The sequence below is a fragment of the Pelagicoccus sp. SDUM812005 genome, assembly GCF_031127875.1.
Classification (GTDB): domain Bacteria; phylum Verrucomicrobiota; class Verrucomicrobiia; order Opitutales; family Opitutaceae; genus Pelagicoccus.
The window spans coordinates 44,724-63,465 of record NZ_JARXIA010000024.1 but is presented as its reverse complement, the minus strand read 5'-3'; the positions used below and the strand labels follow the sequence as shown (position 1 = coordinate 63,465).

The following is an 18,742-nucleotide window of genomic DNA, read 5'->3' as shown; positions in this document are numbered from 1 at the left end:
TTAGGTGGTATCAGGAGCTTTCGGGTGTTCGTGCCTCCGATTATTACACCTCTCTTTCTCTTCGGCGCAACTAAGGCCGTCATTAAGTAAAATCCTCTTTCTCCCTCCATGGAGAGCGCGGTTTTTATCTGGGGTGGAAATTCCAAGCTCCCGGGTCTTTTTGGTGGTTTTGAGGGTTTTTACGCAGCATATGCGGGGAGCTGTTCAGAAGCGGCTGCGGGTGCCGATTAGAGTTTATCCGCTGATTTTGTCCGAATCCGCCTAGCAAAGTACCCCAACGAATGAATCAAAGCATGCCTACCGAAAACATACCGACGGAACGACTGGACAATTTAGCTAGGGAAGCGGTGGTGACCGTATTCGACTCCATGGTAGGCGAGGACGTTACCTGGAAGGAGCGATCTTGCCTGATCGAGAACCCCGAGGGCGACCTGCTCACGAGCCTGCCGATTGCGGACGGACTGTACGCGATCGTGGTAAGTTGGGTCGGCGATGCTTCCGGCAAGGTGATGCTGGTGCTGCCCAAGGCGGCGGCGGAGCGTTTCGCTTTGAAGCTCTTTGACCTGCCCAGTCTCGACTGGCTGGAAGGGGATAGCGAAGAGGCCCTGCAAGATACGCTAGGGGAACTTGGAAACATGATGGTAGGGCTGGTCAAAGGCGGGCTTACCAAGTGGTATCCGAATTTGGCCCTGACCACTCCGAAGGTCTTGAAGAACAGGCGCATGAAGGTCGATACCGCGGCCATGTGCTTTCGCAGCCAGTATACTTTCGAGGGGTTTGGCAGCCAGTTGATGATCGATTTTTGCTGCGAGTAGGGAGGGAGCGCCATCGCGGGGCGGCAATCGTGGGTTCGCGAGCGCGGTTTGCAGTCCTGCAGACTGGAAATCGGATTTGACGAAGAGGGGGATTCGGCACACCTATTGCCAGACCGATGCGGATTTTTACAAATGAAGTAGCGACGGTGAACGCTCTGGAAAGGGCGGACGACCGAGTGAAGGCGACAGCGTGGCAGGACCCGCTCGCTTTCGGGCGCTTGCTTGCCGGCAACGATTTGGAAGCTTTCGCCAACGCTCGCTCCTTCGCCTACGCGGCGGCCCATTGGGACGAGGACAATATCGTCGAGGAGGACTTCAAGCTCCGCAACATGGAGCTGACATCCGCCTTCGAATCGGGCGAGGACGTTTGCCTGCTGTTTGGAGGGAGCCTGACCGACCAGCTGCAGTTGGCCCAGATCTTGGGTTGGTTGAGCGAACGGCCGATCTTGGAGCAGGCCAAGGCGAAGCTGATGCAGGTCGACGGGCCGCTTTCTGTTTTTGGTGACGGAGCTTTGCTGGAAATCGCCAAGGTCGCGGAGACGATCCCGGCGGGAGTGCACGCCATCTACGCGATCGCGTGGGACGCGGTATCCGGTCCGGATCCTTTCGCGGTGGAGGCGGCGCTCGAGCGAGCGTCGATCGAGGGGCTGGAATCCTTGGCGGCGGGACTGGCTCGTTGGCTGCAGGAGTTGCCCAGCCAGGAGAACGGGCTTTCGATCAGCCAGGCGCAGACTTTGGACGCGGTGCGTTTGGGCGTACGGGCGCCGCGGTCGCTTTTCGCGGCGGTCCAAGCGACGGAAGCGCCGCCGTTTCGCATCGATTGGGAATTTTGGGCCTTGGTGGACGGACTATGCTCGGGCAGCGATCCGCTTTTGAAGACGGCTTCTGGCAAGCCGTTCCTGTGTCCGCCGCGCGATTTGGCCTTCGAGGCCTTCGATGCCCAGGAGCTCGTCTTGACGGAGCGTGGCGAAGCCTTGCTCGAGGGGCGGGGAAACTATTTGGGCGGTTCCTTTCCCGAGCGTTGGCTGGGGGGATTCAAGGTCGACGCGGAGTCGGGAGTCTTTTGGGACTACGCCTCCCGCAAGGTGGTCGGCGCAGCGCGGGTTTGAGCGGCGCGGCGGCCGGCTAGGCTTCCAGGTTCGCGGGAGCCTCGAGGCAGAGCGAGTCGATCAGGTCCACGATTTCGCGAACGTCGGGTTTGGCCAGTTGGGCGTCGGCTCCTACGGAAATGCACTTGAGGGCCATCTCCTTGTTGATGAGCGAAGAGTAGACCACGACTTTCGGCGGGGTCTCGGAGCAGGCTTCGGTTTTGACGCGACGGCAGAGGGTGAGCCCGTCCATCTTTGGCATTTCGATGTCGGTGAGGACGAGGTCGTAGGGGCCGAGGCCGTCGAAGTCGCCTTCGCGGATGCGTTTCTGGAGGAAATTGTAGGCGTCCTCGCCGTTCTCGAAGGAGTCGACTTGGACGTAGCCGGAGCTGTTGAGAATGTCTTCGGTGATGCCGCGGACCATCTTGGAATCTTCGGCGTAGAGGATGCGCACGGCGGCGCGTTCCGGGCGGGATTCCACGGACTCGAGCACGCCGATGTTTCCGTGGGAGGAGGGGAAGAGGGCGAGCATGAGGCGCTCGAGGTCGAGGATGACGATGATGTTGTCGTCGAAGGTGACGGTACCGGTGGAGTAGCCGCCGGCCCCTTCGCTGGTGACCTTTTCGTTGAGCGGCTCGAAGTTTTCCCAGGAGGTGCGGTGGATCTTGGAGATGCCGTCGATGAGGAAGGCGGTGGTTTGCTTGTTGAAGGTGGTGACGAGGATGAGCTGGCGCTCGTGGTCGATGGACTCGGGGTCGAAGGGGATGCCGAGCGACATCTTCAGGTCCATGAGCATGATGGGCTGCTCTTGGATATGGATCATGCCAATGGCGCCGTAGGGGGCTTGGGCGACTCCGGTGATTTCCACTCCCGCTCGGGCGAGCACCCTCTGGACCTTGGAAACGTTGATTCCGTAGCTGACTGAACCGAGGAAGAATTCTATGAATTCGACTTCGTTGGTGCCAGACTCGAGCAGGATCGAGTCGCGTGAGCTGTTGAGTGTTGCCATGGGGAGCGAGCGTTCTGGGTGGGGTGGGGAATGCGGAGCGGAGCCGGGAGGGAGTCCGCCTTTGTTTTCATCGGCTGGGAGCCGTTTTTTTTAAGGGAGAAAATCGAGATTCTAGGGTTATGTCCCTGTGGGCGGCGCGTAATTCTCGGGATGGCCTCGCGAAGAATTCGCAAGTTGTGGGATTTCGCATAGATTTTTCGGATGTTTCACGCAAGCTACCCCGCCGAATGAACAAGTACGTAGTAGGTCAACGATTTGTGAGCGAACCGGAGCCGGAGCTCGGTTTGGGAATTGTGGAGGAAGTGGACGGTTTTCGCGTCACCTTGGGCTTTCCGGCATCGGGCGAACGCCGCATCTACGCCGCAGGCGCGTCCGTCCTCAAGCGCGTGCTTTTTCGCGAAGGCGAGCGGGTGAATTCCAAGTCGGGCGTTTCCTTCACGGTGGAAGCTCTGGAAGATGCGGATGGCTTGGTGACCTACAAGGGCGGGGGGCAGTCGATTTGCGAGGACGAGCTGGTAGCGGCGGGAAGCTTCAACCATCCGCAGGATCGCTTGATGGCGGGGCAGGTGGACGACAACGAGGTCTTCGACCTTCGACAGCGGGCCTTGCAGTTGCAGAACGAGCTGCGCAGCTCCGAGCTGAGGGGATTTTTCGGCGGCCGTTTGGACCTGATCCCGCACCAGTACTATATATTGAAGGAAGTTTCCTCCCGCCAGTTGCCGCGAGTCCTGCTTTCGGACGAGGTCGGCTTGGGCAAGACGATCGAAGCCTGCTTGATCCTGCAGCGCCTGCGAGCGGTGGGCCGAGCCCAGCGGGCGTTGATCTTGGTGCCTGAAGCGTTGGTGCACCAGTGGTTCGTGGAGTTGCTGCGCCGCTTCGGGCTCTGGTTCGGCATTTTCGACGAAGCCCGTTGCCGCGCCCTAGAGGCCAGCAACGGCGGCGAGAATCCCTTCCTCGACGAACAGCTGGTGCTTTGCAGCGTGGATTACTTGGCCCATAGCGAAGTGCGCAGCGCCCAGGCGATAGACGCTGGCTGGGATATCGTGATCGTGGACGAGGCTCACCACCTCGAGTGGTCGCCCGAGGAAGCGAGCAAGGAGTACCAGTTGGTGGAAGCGCTCGGGCAGAAGAGCCCGGGGCTGCTGCTTTTGACGGCTACGCCAACCCAGCTCGGGCTGGCGGGCCACTTCGCCCGCTTGCGTTTGCTGGATCCGGATCGGTATTCGGATTTGGATACATTCCAGGAGGAGGTTGCCGACTTCGGACGCGTGGCGGAGATTGCTGGGAAGATCATCGATCAGGAAGCTTTGGACGCTGCCGACGAAGCGGCTCTGCAGGAGATTTTCCATCGCGACCGGGAGGGGTTGAAGAAGCGTCTCAAGGATTTGGCCGCCAAGAAGAAGGGCGCTCGGGAGTCTTTGCTGAAGGCGCTGCTGGACGAGCACGGCACGGGGCGGGTGGTCTTCCGAAACACGCGGGCCAATATGAAAGGCTTTCCCAAGCGCATGTATTGTCCGGCGCCGCTCAAGAGCGGAGGAGACAAGGTCTTGCTGGCGAAGCTGGTGCGGGAGCTGCAAGCGGAGACTTCCAACAGCGAGTCGGACATTCGCTACAACTTCAAGGGGGACCCGCGTTTGGAGTGGCTCGTCTCCTTCCTGAAGGCGCGCAAGGGGGCGAAGACGCTGTTGATCTGCAAGTCCCGCCAGAAGGCGATCGCGCTCGATGCGGCCTTGAAGGAGGTGCTCAATATCAACGTTGGCCTGTTTCACGAGGAGCTGCAGTTGGTGCAGCGCGACCGCAATGCGGCTTGGTTCGCGGAGGAGGACGGAGCTCAGTTGCTCATCTGTTCCGAGATCGGGAGCGAAGGGCGCAACTTCCAGTTCGCCCATCACCTGGTGCTTTTCGACTTGCCGATCAATCCCGGGCTTTTGGAACAACGCATCGGGCGTCTCGACCGTATTGGACAAACAAGTACGATTCAGATTCACGTGCCGTATGTGGTCGGCTCGCCGCAGGAGTGTATTGCGGAGTGGTGTCACCAGGGGCTTGATGGCTTCGAGAGCTGCGTGCACGGCGGAAACGAGTACCTGGCAAAATTTGGCGAAGCTCTGGTGTCGTTGGCTATTGAATACGGAGAGAGCAAGAAGGCGAATCGCGACAAGCTGGAAGCGTTTATCGAAGAGACGCAGGTTTTTCGGGAGGAAATTTCGGCTCGTTTGGCGAAAGGGCGCGACCGCTTGCTGGAGCTGAATTCTTTCGACGCGGCAGTCGCGGACGATGTGGTGAAAAAGGTTCGGGCGGCGGAGCATGATTCGAAGCTGAAGGCCTTCTTGTACGACTTGCTGGATTTCTACGGCGTTCGCGTTGACGAGCAGGAAGACGGGGACGTGATCCTCGATCCTTCGCATGCTTACGTGGAGTCCTTCCCCTCGCTTCCGGCGGAGGGAGCCTTGGCGACCTTCGAGCGTCAGCGAGCGATCACGCGCGAGGACATGACCTTCATCACTCCGGACCATTCCTTGGTGGGCGATTCGATCGACTTGCTGGTGAATTCCGAGAAGGGCGTATCGGCTTTTTCGTTACACGAAAGCGATGAGCCGGGCTTGAGCGTGGAAGTTGTCTTCGTCGTAGAAACGGTGGCGCTTTCGCATTTGCACGTGGACCGGTTCCTGTCGCCCACGCCGATTCGCGTGGTGGTGGATATTCGCGGCAACGACTTGACCGAGGAGCGGCCGCTGGAATGGGCCGAGGAGAATCTGGAGCCGGGCGACGTAAACCGTTTTCTGGAGCGTCCCGGTTTCAACCGCGAGTTTTTGGAGGCGATGATCGGCGGCGCCGAGGAGATCGCCAACAAGCGAGCCAAGAGCCTGAAGACGGCTGCCAAGTCGAAGGCCAAGAAGATCTTGGAGTCGGAGATCGAGCGCTTGGAGGACTTGCAAAAGATCAACGACAACGTGAGCGAGGAGGAGATCGCGATCGCCAAGGCCGAGCTTGCGGGCGTGCGGGAAGCGATCGACGAGGCCCGCTTGCGCTTGGATTCGCTGCGTTTGGTGGTGGAGGGCGAAGTCGATGGGCTTCAGCCAAGCTGATGAGTTGCTAGCGGGCCGCTGCCGCGCTAGCTTTTTTTCTTCAATCCGATAGGTCATGAAACGAATTGTGATGTTAGGCGACGAGGTTTGCTCGGACTATTGTCCGGTGTTGGCCGCACTTCTGAAGGCGGAGGCCGAGCTCTGGCTCGCTCCCAAGGTCGTGGGGACTTCCGTGGACCATTTGTTGGGCGTGAAGGATTGGGTGCTGCCGCGCCAGCCGGAGATGGCGGTTTTCGCCTCGGGAATCCTGGATACTCGCAAGATTTGCTTTGGCGAGAACGAGCGCCTGGTTCCATTGACCACGTTTGCCCGCAACGTGCGTTGCATCCTGAAGATCGTGCTCGAGCAGACCACTTCGACTCCGGTTTGGGTGACGATGCCTCCGGTCGACGCTCGCCATGTGCAGGGAGAGGATGAGTTTGGCTACGACAACGAGACGATCTCGCTCTATAATGAAGAGGCGAAAGCGGTGGCTCGCATGTTGGGAGTTGCGGTGGTCGATCTCTACGGAATCGTGAAAGCGGCCTCGCGAGCGGACTCCACGCGTCCGGACGGGATCCATTTCGACGGCCGAGGCAGCGACTTCAACGCCAACGCCATCGCCAAGCGCCTGCGAGAGATTTGCTCGAAAGCCTAGGGTTTATATTTAGGTTTTGGCGACCTTAGCGGCTAGAACCTAAGAAAACTTAGTAAATTGAGCGCTATACTCTATTGTTTTGTTAGGCCAATGCGCTAAAACAATAGGTAGATGTCTTTTGATAGCGCTATACCTGTGAACCGAGTTGCCTATGGGCGGGACGAGAGTTTCGCTCGGGATTCGCGTGGGCGCAGCGCTTACGAGTCGCCGGAGGAGCGTTCGCGCAGTCGGCAGTCGGTAAACATCTCGCAGGACACCTTGCTCAAGGTGGCTCGGGCCAAGCTGAATCGCATGGTGGACCACCGTCGCGGCTACAATCAGCAGGGCGCGCTCATGGGGGAGGCCACTGTGGGCAGCCTCTTGTCTGCCAAGGCTTAGCGATCAGATTCGCATTGGCAAAAGCTGAGGAAGCGGGCAGCTTCGGCCTCGATGGAATTTATCAATAGCCTGCTCTACGCTACCGGTCTTTCCGGATTTTTCGCCTCCCGCGCCTTCCTTCCCGCCTTTGCCGCCGCCTTTGCCATGAAGTACGGGCACTTGGTGCCTTGGTTGGGCAAAATCGAGTTCGTGCAGAAGATGTCGGACGCGCCGACTTGGTTCACCCATCCGGCCGTCGTTTGGAGCCTGGGGGCACTGGCGCTGGCGGAAATGCTGGCGGAACGTTCGCCAGAGATTCGGGAGCTGCTGGACGAGGGCTTGGTGTACGCGAAGACGGGACTTTCGGCGGCGACCAGCTATGGGTTGCTCAGCGCCGCTGACGCGGAAGTGGTGGGCGACTTGGTTTCCCAGGCAGGATTCTGGGATTCCATCCCGGCTGCCATTTCCGGCGGTTTGACGTTTTTCCTCACCATGACGCGCAACGGGGTGGTGGGCATTTTGAGCGAGGCGGACGAGGACGATTCGCTGGGGATGCGAAAGTTCATCAGCTGGTGCGAGGAGATCTGGGCGACCTTCGGGGTCTGGGTGCTGTTGGCGATTCCGGCTGCGGTGGTGCTGCTCAACGGGGTCGTTTTTGGAGTCCTCTACCTGATTCGCAAGCGTCACGAGGGCAAGATGGAGGCCGCTCGCATCGAGTGCCCGAAGTGCCAGACGAAAATCCACTGCTTCGCCACGGCCTGCTTGAACTGCGATACTCCGAACGAAAATCCGGTGGCCCTCGGCTGTCTGGGAGGGATGCTGGAAGAGAAGCAAAGCGACCCGACGGCCCAGAAGGTGCGCCTGATCGAGCTGAAGCGTTCGCCCAAGTCGGGTGAAAAGGTGAAGGGGCGTGGAGCCGACATCGTCTGCAAGGAGGATGGGGTGGCCATCTTTGGCGACAAGGCGGTCAACGAGCAGTATTTCAAGACGGTGGACGCTCGCTTGCCGAAGGTTTTGATCGTTTCGGCGGCTTTGGGCCTGGTGCCTTTGCTCGGACTGATCGCAGGTGTTATTTATTACCGCATCCAGCTGGTGGCTCCCTACCGTCGCTACCTTCCGTGGAGCAAGGGCTTCGTGACCAAGTGGTTGGTTCGTCTGCTCCTGCTGGTTTTGGCGCTACTGCAGCTGGTTCCCGTGGCCGGCGCCGTCGCGGTGCCGCTGATGGCATTGATCAACCACTGGATGTATCGAGGCGCTTTCCGTTCGGGGCTGAAGAAGCAGGCCCTGATCTAGGCGGCTAGAATCCTGCCGGAGCTTGTTGGCTGCGGTAGCGTTGGGCGGCTTGGATCTGGTAGGCGTTGGGGCGGGGGCGCGAGTCGCCGTCGCCGGTTTCGCCTTGCTCGCTGTCGCTGTGCGAGGCGGAGAAGACTTGGCGGGAGGAAGTGATCTCGCCGCGCGGTCCGTCGGTGTCGCTGTCGGAACTTCGGCCAAATTTAGGGGAGTCCTTTTCCGTTTTTCCGGCTTCCTTGCTGGCAGCTTCCACTTCCATGCTCGCGGCGGCTGCGGCCACCTTGAGGTCTTGGCCGGAGGGATCGGTTGGGGCGAGGGCGGCGGCTCGAATTTGTTGGGCCTTGCGAGCGGTTTCCTCGGGCGTATTGCCGGGGGAGGTGTCTATCTTGACGCTCCCGCCGATGGCGTATTGGCGTCCGTCGGGACCGATTTGGAAAACGTAGTTGGGGCCGCCTTGAGCGAGGCTGCCGGCAGCGGCCATGTGGGCCTGCTCGTGGGCGCGGACTTCGGCGTCCCGCTTTTTGAGGTCCTCGACCTGCTTCTTTTCCGCCTCGTCGAGCTGCTGCGGATTGGCGGCCGTTTCCTTTTCTGTCTTCTTCTGCTTGGCGTTTCTGAGAGCGTCTTTCGGGTCGAGCTCTTCGTCAGGGGCGCGGAACGCGTCGGAAGAGCGGTCACCTTGGGAGTGACTCGACCTGCCGTAGGAGGCGAAGCTGGCGCTGCTGACTGAGGCGATCATCGATGAAATTTCGCAAGGCGCATGGCCTTGAGTGAGTAATCGGCTCGAACGATGGGATTTTTAGCTCAGCGCCGGTTTCGACTCGAGAGTTTCGGTCTTGGCTGCAGCGAAGTGGGGCGTCCGCTCCGTGGGCGCGAGGCAGGCCCGCTGCCTTGAATAAACACGCCCACGGGGGAGGCAGGAAAGGCAAGGCGAGAAAAAATAAGGAAATGCAAGGATCGAGAAGCGCGCGCTTTTGTCATCAACGTTGATACGAAAACTGCGCAGTCGGGAGGGCGGCTGGGGCGACTAGGAGGCGTGAGCTCGGGAGGCGTGCGCTTTTTCCAACAACGTTGTTATGTAAAGCGCTTCGGGTGAGGGCTTGCTTTCTGGGGGGGAGGGGATGGGGGCTTGGGGGAGACGGAACCTGGAAATTGCAAAACCCCCAGCGGTGAAGCTGAGGGCTTTGGTTTTAGTCGGGATGTTGGTCCCTATCGTTTTCTTTAATTCGAGATCGGCTATTTAAGCGTGCGAGCGTTTCTTCACCTGGCGTGGTTTCAAACGGGAGCCAGTCCCCCGGCGCAGCTCGAGCGCTCCTAGGAATCCGAGTGCTACGATGACCGCAGTACTCGCTGTAAGCATTTCCGAACCGGTGTAGAGGTTCAGAATTCCGAGACCGGCTACGAAGGCGATCAAGGATGCTACGATTATGTGTCTGGTGTAGTGTGTGTTCATTGTTGGATGCTGGTGTTGCCAGCGTGGGTACTATATCGGATTTCATTTATAAGTTGAAATACTAATAAATTATGCAATCCATAGGATTCGACTATGGAACTACATCAGCTCAGGTACTTTTTGGCGGTGGCGGAGGAGGGAAACTTCACGCGGGCGGCGGAGAAATGCTTTGTGTCGCAGCCTTCATTGAGCGCGCAAATCATCAAGCTGGAGGGCGAGCTGGGGCAGAAGCTCTTCAATCGCCTGGGCCGTCGGGCTGAGTTGACGCGGGCGGGCGAGTTTTTGGAGAAGCGGGCCCGCAACATCTTGATGGAGGTGGAGAACGCCGAGCGTCAGATCAAGGAGAACGAGGAGGACATATCCGGAGTGGTGAAGGTGGGGGTCACGCCTTCGGTGACGCCGTACTTTATTCCGCCGATCATCCGCATGTGCCGGGAGCGCTATCCGAACTTGGAGGTGCACGTGCAGGAGAGCTTGCGACGGCGTTTGATCGACGACGTTTCGAGCGGGCAGATCGAGGTCGCCATCTCGTCCTATACGGGCGATACGCCGACGATCGACGCGGAGCCGATCTTGAGGGAGGACTTGGTGCTGGCGGTTTCGAAGCATCACCGCTTGGCGACTCAGGAGTCGAAGGTTTCGATCGACGACTTTAAGGACGAGCCTTTGGTGATGTTGGGAGAGTCGGCGACTTTGGGTGACAAGGTTTTCGATTTCTTCGATCGCATGAACATCCAGCCCAAGGTGGTGGGGCTTTGCTCCCAGGTGCGTTCGGTTAAGGAGATGGTGAACCTCGGCATGGGGGTGGCGATCTTGCCGGCTATGGCGAAGGAGGAGCACTTGCCGTTCGATATCGTCTACCGTTCCTTGGTGTCGGAGCGGATGACGCGCTTGCTGTTCGCTTTGACCCACTCGCGTCGCTACTTGTCGCCGGGGGCTCGCGTATTCGTAGACCTGATACGCGAGGTGGCGTATTCGATCGATGCGAAGTAAGGGGCTGTTGGGCGTCGCGGCGGCTGGCTAAGGCTCAGCGCTACGAAAAAAAGGACGCCTGCGGGAGGCGTCCTTTGAAAGTATTTTTTAGGTTCGTCCGCTTTTCTAGGCTTTGACGAACTTGGTCCACTTGGCCTTGGCCTTGGCGGACTTTACGGCGGTTTCGATGAAGGCCATGCCTTCGACTCCGTCCTCGATGGTGGGGAAGTCTAGGTTCTTGGGGAGCTTCCTGCCGTGGACTTCGCAATCGATGGCCTTGGCGGCGGCTCGGTAGATGTTAGCGAAGGCCTCGAGGAAGGCTTCCTGGTGGCCGGCTGGGATGCGGCTGGCTTCCTGGGCGGCCTTGCTTAGGTAGGCGTTGCCGCGGCGCAGGATTTGGCGTGGCTTGTCGTTGTATTTGACGATGAGCTCGTTGGGATGCTCCTGGAACCACTCGAGGGAGGCTTTCTCGCCGTAGATGCGAATGTTCAGGTTGTTCTCTTCACCGGCGGAGATCTGTGAGGCGTAGAGGACGCCGCGAGCTCCGTTGTCGTAGTGGACGAGCATGTTTCCGTCGTCTTCCAGGAGGCGGCCGGGAACGAAGGTGGTGAAGTCGGCGCAGAGCTCGGTAATCTTGAGCCCGGTGATGTAGCGGGCTAGGTTTTCGGCGTGCGTACCGATATCTCCGATACAGCATGAGGCTCCGGCCCGTTTCGGGTCGGTGCGCCAGGCGGCTTGCTTTTGGTCTTCTTTTTCGAGGGCGGAGAGCAACCAGCCTTGCGGGTACTCGGCTACGATCTTGAGGACCTTGCCGATCTTGCCCTTGGATACCATGTCGCGGGCTTCCTTGACCATGGGGTATCCGGTGTAGTTGTGGGTGAGGGCGTAGACCTTGCCGGACTTCTTCACGATGGTGCGGAGCTTTTTAGCTTCGGCGAGATCGAAGGTGGCGGGCTTGTCGCAGATGACGTTGAAGCCTGCTTGTAGGAAGGTCTTGGATACGTCGAAGTGCGTGTGGTTAGGGGTGACGATGGATACGAAATCGATCCGTTGGTCGGCGGGTAGGGCGGCTTCGGCCTTAGCCATCTCCTGGTAGCTGGAGTAGCAGCGGTCGGGCGCGACGTAGAGTTCCTTGCCGGAATCCTTGGAGCGTTTCGGGTCGGAGGAGAATGCTCCGGCTACGAGTTCGATTTGTCCGTCGAGGTTGGCGGCGGCGCGGTGGACGGCTCCGATAAAGGCTCCTTGTCCGCCTCCTACCATTCCCATGCGTAGTTTTCTTTTCATTACAAAATTGGGTGTTGGGTTCTAGCTGCTGGGTTGGGGCTTACTGCTTCTCCTTGTCGAAGGCAGCGTCGAAGGCGACGTTGCTGGGTGGGAAGTCGACGGCGCGAACGAAGTCGGAGGCTTCCGATCCGCCGTGCACGCGGTCCATGCGGATGTCTTCCCATTCCACGGAGAGGGGGCCTTGGTAGCCGATGTCATTGAGGGCGACGATGATTTCCTCGAAGTTGATGTCGCCGTGGCCGAGGGAGCGGAAGTCCCAGTAGCGTTTGGGGTCGCCGAAATTGGTATGCCCGCCGAAGACGCCTACGGAGCCGTCGCCGTGTCCCCACCAGACGTCCTTCATGTGGACGTGGTAGATGCGGTCGGAGAATTCGCGGATGAAGCGAACGTAGTCGACGCCTTGGTAGCCGAGGTGGGAGGGATCGTAGTTGAAGCCGAAGCGCTTGTGTCCCTTGACGGCCTTGATGGCGCGGCGGGCGGAGGCGGTGTCGAAGGCAATTTCGGTGGGGTGGACTTCGAGGCCGAAGTTTACGTTTACCTTGTCGAAGGCGTTGAGGATGGGAATCCAGCGCTTGGCGAAGTCGTCGTAGCCTTTGTCGAGGAAGGCTTGGTCCGTGGGCGGGAAGGCGTAGAGGGCGTGCCAGATGGAGGATCCGGTGAAGCCGTTGACGCAGACGGGGAAGTCGTCGGTCTTGCCGCGGCCTGGCTTGCAGTCGAAGAACTTGCGGGCGGCCTTGGCGGTGCGGATCATTTCCTTGGCGGCGCGCTTGCGTACGCCTTCGGGTTCTCCGTCGCCCCAGATTTCAGGGGAGAGGATGGCCTTGTGGCGTTCGTCGATATTGTCGCAGACGGCTTGGCCGACGAGGTGGTTGGAGATGGAGTAGCAGGTGAGTCCGTGCTCTTCGAGCAGGGCCCACTTGTCTTGGCAGTACTTTTTGCTCTTGGCGGCTTGGGCGACGTCGAAGTGGTCTCCCCAGCAGGCGAGCTCGAGGCCGTCGTAGCCCATTTGCTTGGCGAGCGGAGCGAGTTCCGCGAGTGAGAGGTCGGCCCATTGGCCGGTGAAGAGTGTGACGGGTCTTGGCATCTCTTGATTCGTTTTTTGGGTGATTGGTTTTGGGTTCTAGATTTGGAGTAAGGAAAGGGGGCGCCTTTTGCGGGCGGCGCGGCGGAGCTTATCCGAAAAGCGGATACATGTCACCTAGCAGATCGACTAGTCGTAGAGCCAGTAGCGTCGGCTTTCGATCTGGAATTGCTTGGCTTGGCGTTGCCAGAGGGTGATGTATCCGTTGACGTTGGCTCGGGCGCCTTTGGCGACGAGTTCGTTCCACCAGCTGGTGGAGCCGGTGTGCTTGTTGAAGAGGCTGGCTTGGGATTCGGTGGCGGCGGCGAAGGGGTTGCTGCCTTCGAGCTTAGCGGTGAGCTGCATCATGTAGAAGCTGAGCTCGGTGGGTCGCCACTTTTGCCAATCGGTAACGCGGACGTAGAGGCCGGTGCCTTGGTTGGTCTTCCTTTTGACGAAGGCGATTCCCGGGATGTGGCAGGCTTCCAGTTCGGCGAGCAGCTGGTCGATGTCGACGCCTTCGTAGCGCAGGCAGCGGAAGGGGTACTCGGAGCCGATGCCGTGCTTGAAGCCGCCGAGCTGGGCGCCGAGCCCGGTCATGGGGTAGCCGACGACGGATTCGAAGTCGGGAATGTAGGGGGAGGTGGGCACCCATTTGAGTCCGGTTTGCGGCCAGCTCATGTAGCGGTTCCAGTTCTCCATGGTGACGACTTTGAGGATGCCGGACTGCCGTTCGGCGTCGGTGATGTTGAGTATCCCTGGCTTGGATACGGCCATGCGGGCGAGTTCGCCGATGGTGAGGCCGTGGACGTAGGGGACCTGGAAGGCGCCGACGTAGCTTTGCCACTGGGCTTCGAGGGGGGGGCCGTCGACCTTGAGTCCTCCGAGCGGGTTGGGGCGGTCGAGCACGATGACTTCCTTGCCGTTTTGGAAGCAGGCTTCGAGGGCGAGCTTCATGCAGCTGACGAAGGTGTAGCTGCGGGTGCCGACGTCTTGCAGGTCGATGACGAGGGTGTCGATGTTGGCCAGCATCTCCGGGGTGGGCTTGCGGTACTTGCCGTAGAGCGAGTAGACGGGCAGGCCGGTGCGGGAATCGACTTTGTCCAGGACGGGGACGTCGGCCTTTTCGTTGCCGTAGATGCCGTGCTCGGGGCCGAAGAGGGTGGTGAGGTTGACGGATCGAGCGGAGTGCAGGACGTGGATGGTGCTGATCCCGTTTTGGTTCACGCCGGCGGGATGGGTGAGCAGTCCGACTCGTTTGCCCTTCAGTTCGGCGAAGCGGTTCGCTTCCAGGACGTCGATTCCGAGCTGCGTTTTGCCGCTAGTATTGGAATGTTGGATATGCTGTGCCGAGGCTGCGAAATGCAGGCAGAAGAGGGCCAGCACGGCGAGTAGGGCATGGGGGAGAGGCGCGGCTCCCCGTTTGTTCGTTGGTTCGCTCCGCATGAAGTTGGCGAAATTGGAGCGCCGTTGCGGTTTGGGCAAACCTAACTTTTCAGCATCCGCTTAACGTTTACGCTCTTATTTAGGCGTCTGAATACGAAGAAGCGGAAGATGAGGTCGAGGATGAATCCGAAGATGACGCCGACGACCAGTCCGCCGATGATCATTTCGTAGGCTCCTTTGGAAATACCGGAGTGCAAGGAGGGCAGTCCCCAGATGTCGACCAGCCATGCTCCGAACATTTTCGTGAGGAGGTAGATGGGTGCGAAGGTGATGGGGTTGGTGATGAGCTGCACGGACATGATCACGAGCAGGTTGGCGCGCAGGGCGAGGGCTACGAGGAAGGCGACCGCGAACTGGGCTCCGAAGATGGGGAGGAAGGCGATGATGCTGCCGACGTAGATGGCCATGCGGACTTCGCGCTCGCCGAATTTCCAGAGGTGCGGCGTCTTGCGGGCGGCCTTGGCGAACCATTTGATGACGGGCCAGCGATGCAGGTTGGCGCGTCGGGGCAGGGGGCGGAGAAATTTCTTTGTGCGTCGGATGCGAGAGTGTACGCGAGAGCGATGCTCTTCATCGTGACGTTTCTCGGATTCGACGGTACTCATCATTTCGGGTGGGAGTTAATGCTTTAGCGAGGGGGCTCGATCAAGGAAATCCTCGATCGTCGGCCTGAATTTAACTTAGCGCGATAAACGCAGGCGCCCAGTGGGCTGGCTATTTAACTCGACGATTGGGGGCGTGCCTTGATTGGGCGGGCTCGCTTTTGCTGAATATTGACGCTTTGCGCAGGCTTTACGGAGAGAGCTCCTGGGCGATGGCGGCCCGGATGTTGCTTTCGGTTTCCGCGATCGCTTGTGGCAGGGGCGTTCCGGGCGGCGTAATGGCGCGGGCCTTGGACGCGAGCTCGGAGTTGGGCAGAGTTCCTAGACTGCCGGCGAGCACCAATAGTTCCTTATTTCGGTCGAGGCAAAGGGTGGCGAGGGAGCCGGGGCCCTTTCCTTGCAGGGAAGAGGCGTCGAAGCGGCCTTCGCCGGTGATGACTAAATCGGCTGCGTCCAGCTTCGAGTGGAGGTCCGACCAGTCGAAAACGAGTTCGGCGCCCTGGACCAATTGTCCTCCGAGCCCCAGCATGAGTCCGAAGGCGGCTCCTCCTGCTGCTCCGCTGCCGGGCGTGGCCATGGTGGACAGGTCGGCGTCGGTGGCGTGGCAAAGGAGTGCGGCGAGGCGTTTCATTTCGGCTTCCAAGGTCGGGAAGTCCTCAGGCTTGAGTCCTTTTTGGGGGCCGAAGACGGCGGTCGCTCCATTCTCCCCCAGGAGCGGGTTTTCGACGTCGCAAGCGATGCGGAGCGGAAGGTCGAAGCGCGCATCCGGAGCTTGGATACGGGCGATCTGCTGCCAGGTTTCAGGCGCTGCGCAGGTATCGATGTCTTGGCCTTGGCTGTCGAGGAAGCGGTATCCGAGGGCTTGCAGGGCTCCGAGAGCGAGGTCGTTGGTGGCGGAGCCGCCGAGTCCGACGAGGATGGCTTGGGCTCCGCGTTCTTGGGCGTGGGCGATGGTCTGGCCGAGCCCGTAGCTGGTCGTTGTCCAGGGAGAGCGTTGCTCTTGGGGGACGAGGGCGATGCCGCTGGATTGGGCGAATTCGACGATGGCGAGGGTTTGCAGCGAGTCTGGGAGGGCCAGGCGCTGGGCGGCGGCAGCTGAAATCCGAGCGGTTTCGACCAGCCCGTAGCGGGCAGTCGTCGTTTGCCCGAGGGGACCGCGGACTTGGCAGTCAAGGAACTCGCCGTCGCAGAGGCGAGTGAGGGTGTCGCAAAATCCGTCCCCGCCGTCGGCGAGGGGGGAGGTGGCGATTTGCCAGCTCGGTTGCGCCTGGGCGAGGGCGGAGGCAGCTGCCTCGCAGGCTTGGTGGGCGGTGAGGGCGTCTTTGAACTTATCGAAAGCGATGAGGGCGTTTTTCATGGAAGAGGCAGTGGTCTCTTGGGGAGCAGGCCCCGTTCCAAGTGGCCCGCTTTATTCGGCGATGCTCAAAGTCTCTTCCACGCCGTGCACGCCTTTGGTGAAGACGGCGATTTCGATGGCCCGCTGCTTGGCGGCTTCCGATGCGACGGTGCCGGAGAGGGTGACGATCTTGTCTTTTACGGAAAGGGCGATGGCGTCGGAGTCGATGCCGCGCTCGAGCTTGTATTGGGCTCGGATGGCGGCGGCGATGGTGAGGTCGATCCCGTCCTCGAGCAGCGGCTTGGCGTCTTCGGCCACTTCCTTGGCCTTTTCGGATACGCTTTTAGCGATTTCCTCCGCCTTTTTCGTTCCTTCTTCGATGATTGCTTCGGAGCGGGATTTGGGAGCGCTTTCTTGGCTAGAGTCGCTTTCCTGGGTGGACGTTTCGGGCGCGGAAGGGGACTCGGTCTCGGGGGCCGTTTCGACTGCGTCGCCCTCTGGGGCGGTGGGCGTTTCCGCTTCGGGTTCAGCTTTCGCTTTGGGGTCTGCTTTCGCTTCGGGTTCTGCTTTCGCTTTGGTTGAAGGCTTGGGCAGCGGCAGCGGTTTTGCGCTTTCTTCTTCCTCGGCGGCTCGCTTCGCTGCGAGGTCTCCGCTGCCGACTTGGAATTGGGCGGGTTCGGAGGTGGCGCTGGTGTCGGCTAGGCTGGTTTCGGCTTCGGGGGCGGCGTCTTCTTCGAAGAGGCGCGCTTTTGCTTCCTTCAGGTGCTGGTAGGCTTGCGGGTCGGCGAAGTAGTTGGTGACGATCGAGCCGATAAAGATGCCAAGAATGAGAGCGAGAAAGAAGGTTTTCATTAGGGAGGGCGGTGCAGGATTGCCGTAATTGCCAAAATCGCCGAAGTGCGGCGCTTGTTCAATCCCTTCCTCTCTGTGTCAGAATATTTGTAGGACGGTTCCGGCAAGATCCGTCTCGGGAGCGGGCTAGGTCTATCGTTAGCGCGGCTAATGTGAGCGCTCAATATTGCGGGTGGGCCGCTTTGGCCCGATGGTTGGGCCCTTCGATTTATTTTTCTATCCTGATTCGTTTCTTCGCGAAGCGATCCGTAGCTCCGCCCCTCTTATGACACCTTCAAGAAAACTGCTTTCTTCTTTTGTCGCTTCGATCGTTAGCGGCGTAATTTTGATTTCCTCCGCGGGTTGCTCGTCGGAGTCGGCAAGTTTGAAAGACCGTTACTCCGAGCATTTCATGATCGGGGCGGCGGTGAATACGGGGCACATCATGGGAACGGACGCGGAGGGGCAGGCCTTGGTGGCGGCCCAGTTCAATACGCTCACGGCGGAGAACGACATGAAGTGGGAGCAGATCCAGCCGGAGCCGGGGCAGTTCGATTTTCGGTCGGCGGACGCGCTGGTTGCGTTCAGCGAAGAGAACGGCATTTTCGTGGTCGGGCACACTCTGCTCTGGCACCAGCAAACGCCCGCATGGGTTTTCGAGGACGAGAACGGGAAGCCCGCGTCCCGCGAGCTTTTGTTGAGTCGCTTGAAGCATCACATCGAGACGGTAGTGGGACGGTACAAGGGGCGTGTCCAAGGCTGGGACGTGGTTAACGAGGCCTTCGAGGAAGACGGCTCTTGGCGGAAATCCAAGTGGTTCGAGATCATTGGTCCGGACTACATCGAGCAGGCTTTTCGCTACGCGGCGGCGGCCGATCCCGAGGCTGAGCTTTATTACAACGATTACAATATGTTCAAAGCCGCCAAGCGCTCTGGGGTGATGAGCATGGTCAAGGCTTTGCTGGAAAAGGGCGTGCGGATCGACGGCGTCGGCTTCCAGGGGCATTATGGCCTAGGCGGTCCGGATCTGGGAAATCTGGAAGCGAGCATCTTGGCCGTGAAGGAAACGGGGCTGCAGGTCATGTTTACGGAGCTCGATATCTCGGTGCTTCCGTTTCCCGACCAGGAGAAGATGGGCGCTGATATCAGTTTGGATTTCGAACTCCAGGAGGAGTTTAACCCATATGCGGCGGGCCTGCCTGCGGAGGTGGGCAAGGAGCTTGCCGACGGCTATTCCCGTCTGTTCGAGCTCTTTTTGCGTCATAGCGAAACGATCTCACGAGTGACTTTCTGGGGAGTGGAGGACGGTTCGAGTTGGAGAAACTCTTGGCCGATGGCGGGCCGCACCGATTATCCGCTGCTTTTCGACCGGAATTACCAGCCGAAGCAAGCCTTCCACGCTCTGGTCGAGCTGGTCAAGTAGGCGAGTCTCGGCTCGTTCCGCTTTCGCCTTGCTAAGCGATCAGGAACGCGTGT

Annotated in this window: 17 protein-coding genes; 8 read left to right on the top strand and 9 right to left on the bottom strand. The window is 59.8% G+C overall.

The features are described from left to right. The first annotated feature begins 293 nt into the window (after positions 1-293). Together QEH57_RS21995 and QEH57_RS21990 are read left to right on the top strand one after the other, a co-directional pair. Positions 294-815 carry a chemotaxis protein CheX gene (locus QEH57_RS21995; protein WP_309008952.1) on the top strand — a complete coding sequence of 174 codons (522 nt, stop codon included), beginning with the start codon at positions 294-296 and terminating at the stop codon, positions 813-815. 116 nt (positions 816-931) lie between these two features. Continuing rightward, complete coding sequence (locus tag QEH57_RS21990; RefSeq protein WP_309008951.1) at positions 932-1,924, top strand: hypothetical protein; 993 nt, start codon at positions 932-934, stop codon at positions 1,922-1,924. A gap of 16 nt (positions 1,925-1,940) precedes the next feature. On the opposite strand, the gene QEH57_RS21985 is transcribed toward QEH57_RS21990, so the two are convergent. After that, on the bottom strand, positions 1,941-2,912 hold the full coding sequence (locus QEH57_RS21985; protein ID WP_309008950.1) for a chemotaxis protein CheV: 972 nt from the start codon (positions 2,910-2,912) through the stop codon (positions 1,941-1,943). Between the two features lie 227 nt (positions 2,913-3,139). Between QEH57_RS21985 and rapA the strand changes: the two genes are divergently transcribed. The 4 genes from rapA to QEH57_RS21965 all read left to right on the top strand — a co-directional run bounded on the left by rapA (position 3,140) and on the right by QEH57_RS21965 (position 8,288). After that, entirely contained in the window at positions 3,140-6,001 is a 2,862-nt protein-coding gene (gene rapA, locus QEH57_RS21980; protein ID WP_309008948.1) for an RNA polymerase-associated protein RapA, read from the top strand. A gap of 55 nt (positions 6,002-6,056) precedes the next feature. Continuing rightward, on the top strand, positions 6,057-6,638 hold the full coding sequence (locus QEH57_RS21975; protein WP_309008946.1) for a hypothetical protein: 582 nt from the start codon (positions 6,057-6,059) through the stop codon (positions 6,636-6,638). Positions 6,639-6,749: 111 nt separating this feature from the next. Beyond that, complete coding sequence (locus QEH57_RS21970) at positions 6,750-7,016, top strand: hypothetical protein (protein WP_309008945.1); 267 nt, start codon at positions 6,750-6,752, stop codon at positions 7,014-7,016. A gap of 51 nt (positions 7,017-7,067) precedes the next feature. Then, on the top strand, positions 7,068-8,288 hold the full coding sequence (locus QEH57_RS21965) for a hypothetical protein (RefSeq protein ID WP_309008944.1): 1,221 nt from the start codon (positions 7,068-7,070) through the stop codon (positions 8,286-8,288). Between the two features lie 4 nt (positions 8,289-8,292). Here QEH57_RS21965 and QEH57_RS21960 read toward each other — a convergent pair whose 3' ends face one another. Together QEH57_RS21960 and QEH57_RS21955 are read right to left on the bottom strand one after the other, a co-directional pair. After that, on the bottom strand, positions 8,293-9,021 hold the full coding sequence (locus tag QEH57_RS21960) for a putative metalloprotease CJM1_0395 family protein (protein WP_309008943.1): 729 nt from the start codon (positions 9,019-9,021) through the stop codon (positions 8,293-8,295). 501 nt (positions 9,022-9,522) lie between these two features. Then, positions 9,523-9,735, bottom strand: a complete 213-nt coding sequence (locus QEH57_RS21955; protein ID WP_309008942.1) for a hypothetical protein — start codon at positions 9,733-9,735, stop codon at positions 9,523-9,525. A gap of 93 nt (positions 9,736-9,828) precedes the next feature. On the opposite strand from QEH57_RS21955, the gene QEH57_RS21950 reads away from it, so the two are divergent. Then, positions 9,829-10,728, top strand: coding sequence for a LysR family transcriptional regulator (locus QEH57_RS21950; RefSeq protein ID WP_309008941.1), 900 nt, complete (start codon positions 9,829-9,831; stop codon positions 10,726-10,728). Positions 10,729-10,833: 105 nt separating this feature from the next. Here the strand turns inward: QEH57_RS21950 and QEH57_RS21945 are convergent, their stop codons facing one another. The 6 genes from QEH57_RS21945 to QEH57_RS21920 form a co-directional block, all read right to left on the bottom strand. Next, positions 10,834-11,991: a Gfo/Idh/MocA family oxidoreductase gene (locus tag QEH57_RS21945; protein WP_309008940.1), complete on the bottom strand. Its 1,158-nt coding sequence runs from the start codon at positions 11,989-11,991 to the stop codon at positions 10,834-10,836. A gap of 40 nt (positions 11,992-12,031) precedes the next feature. Beyond that, positions 12,032-13,075 carry a sugar phosphate isomerase/epimerase gene (locus QEH57_RS21940; protein ID WP_309008939.1) on the bottom strand — a complete coding sequence of 348 codons (1,044 nt, stop codon included), beginning with the start codon at positions 13,073-13,075 and terminating at the stop codon, positions 12,032-12,034. Positions 13,076-13,201: 126 nt separating this feature from the next. After that, entirely contained in the window at positions 13,202-14,497 is a 1,296-nt protein-coding gene (locus QEH57_RS21935) for a DUF1343 domain-containing protein (protein WP_309008938.1), read from the bottom strand. Positions 14,498-14,538: 41 nt separating this feature from the next. Further along, positions 14,539-15,102, bottom strand: coding sequence for a DUF2062 domain-containing protein (locus QEH57_RS21930; RefSeq protein ID WP_309008937.1), 564 nt, complete (start codon positions 15,100-15,102; stop codon positions 14,539-14,541). 187 nt (positions 15,103-15,289) lie between these two features. Further along, positions 15,290-16,456 (bottom strand): glycerate kinase, encoded by a 1,167-nt coding sequence (locus QEH57_RS21925; RefSeq protein ID WP_309008936.1) that lies wholly within the window; start codon positions 16,454-16,456, stop codon positions 15,290-15,292. Between the two features lie 51 nt (positions 16,457-16,507). Then, positions 16,508-17,287, bottom strand: coding sequence for a BON domain-containing protein (locus QEH57_RS21920; RefSeq protein WP_309008935.1), 780 nt, complete (start codon positions 17,285-17,287; stop codon positions 16,508-16,510). A gap of 364 nt (positions 17,288-17,651) precedes the next feature. Between QEH57_RS21920 and QEH57_RS21915 the strand changes: the two genes are divergently transcribed. Further along, positions 17,652-18,689, top strand: coding sequence for an endo-1,4-beta-xylanase (locus QEH57_RS21915; protein WP_309008934.1), 1,038 nt, complete (start codon positions 17,652-17,654; stop codon positions 18,687-18,689). The last annotated feature ends 53 nt before the right edge of the window (positions 18,690-18,742 follow it).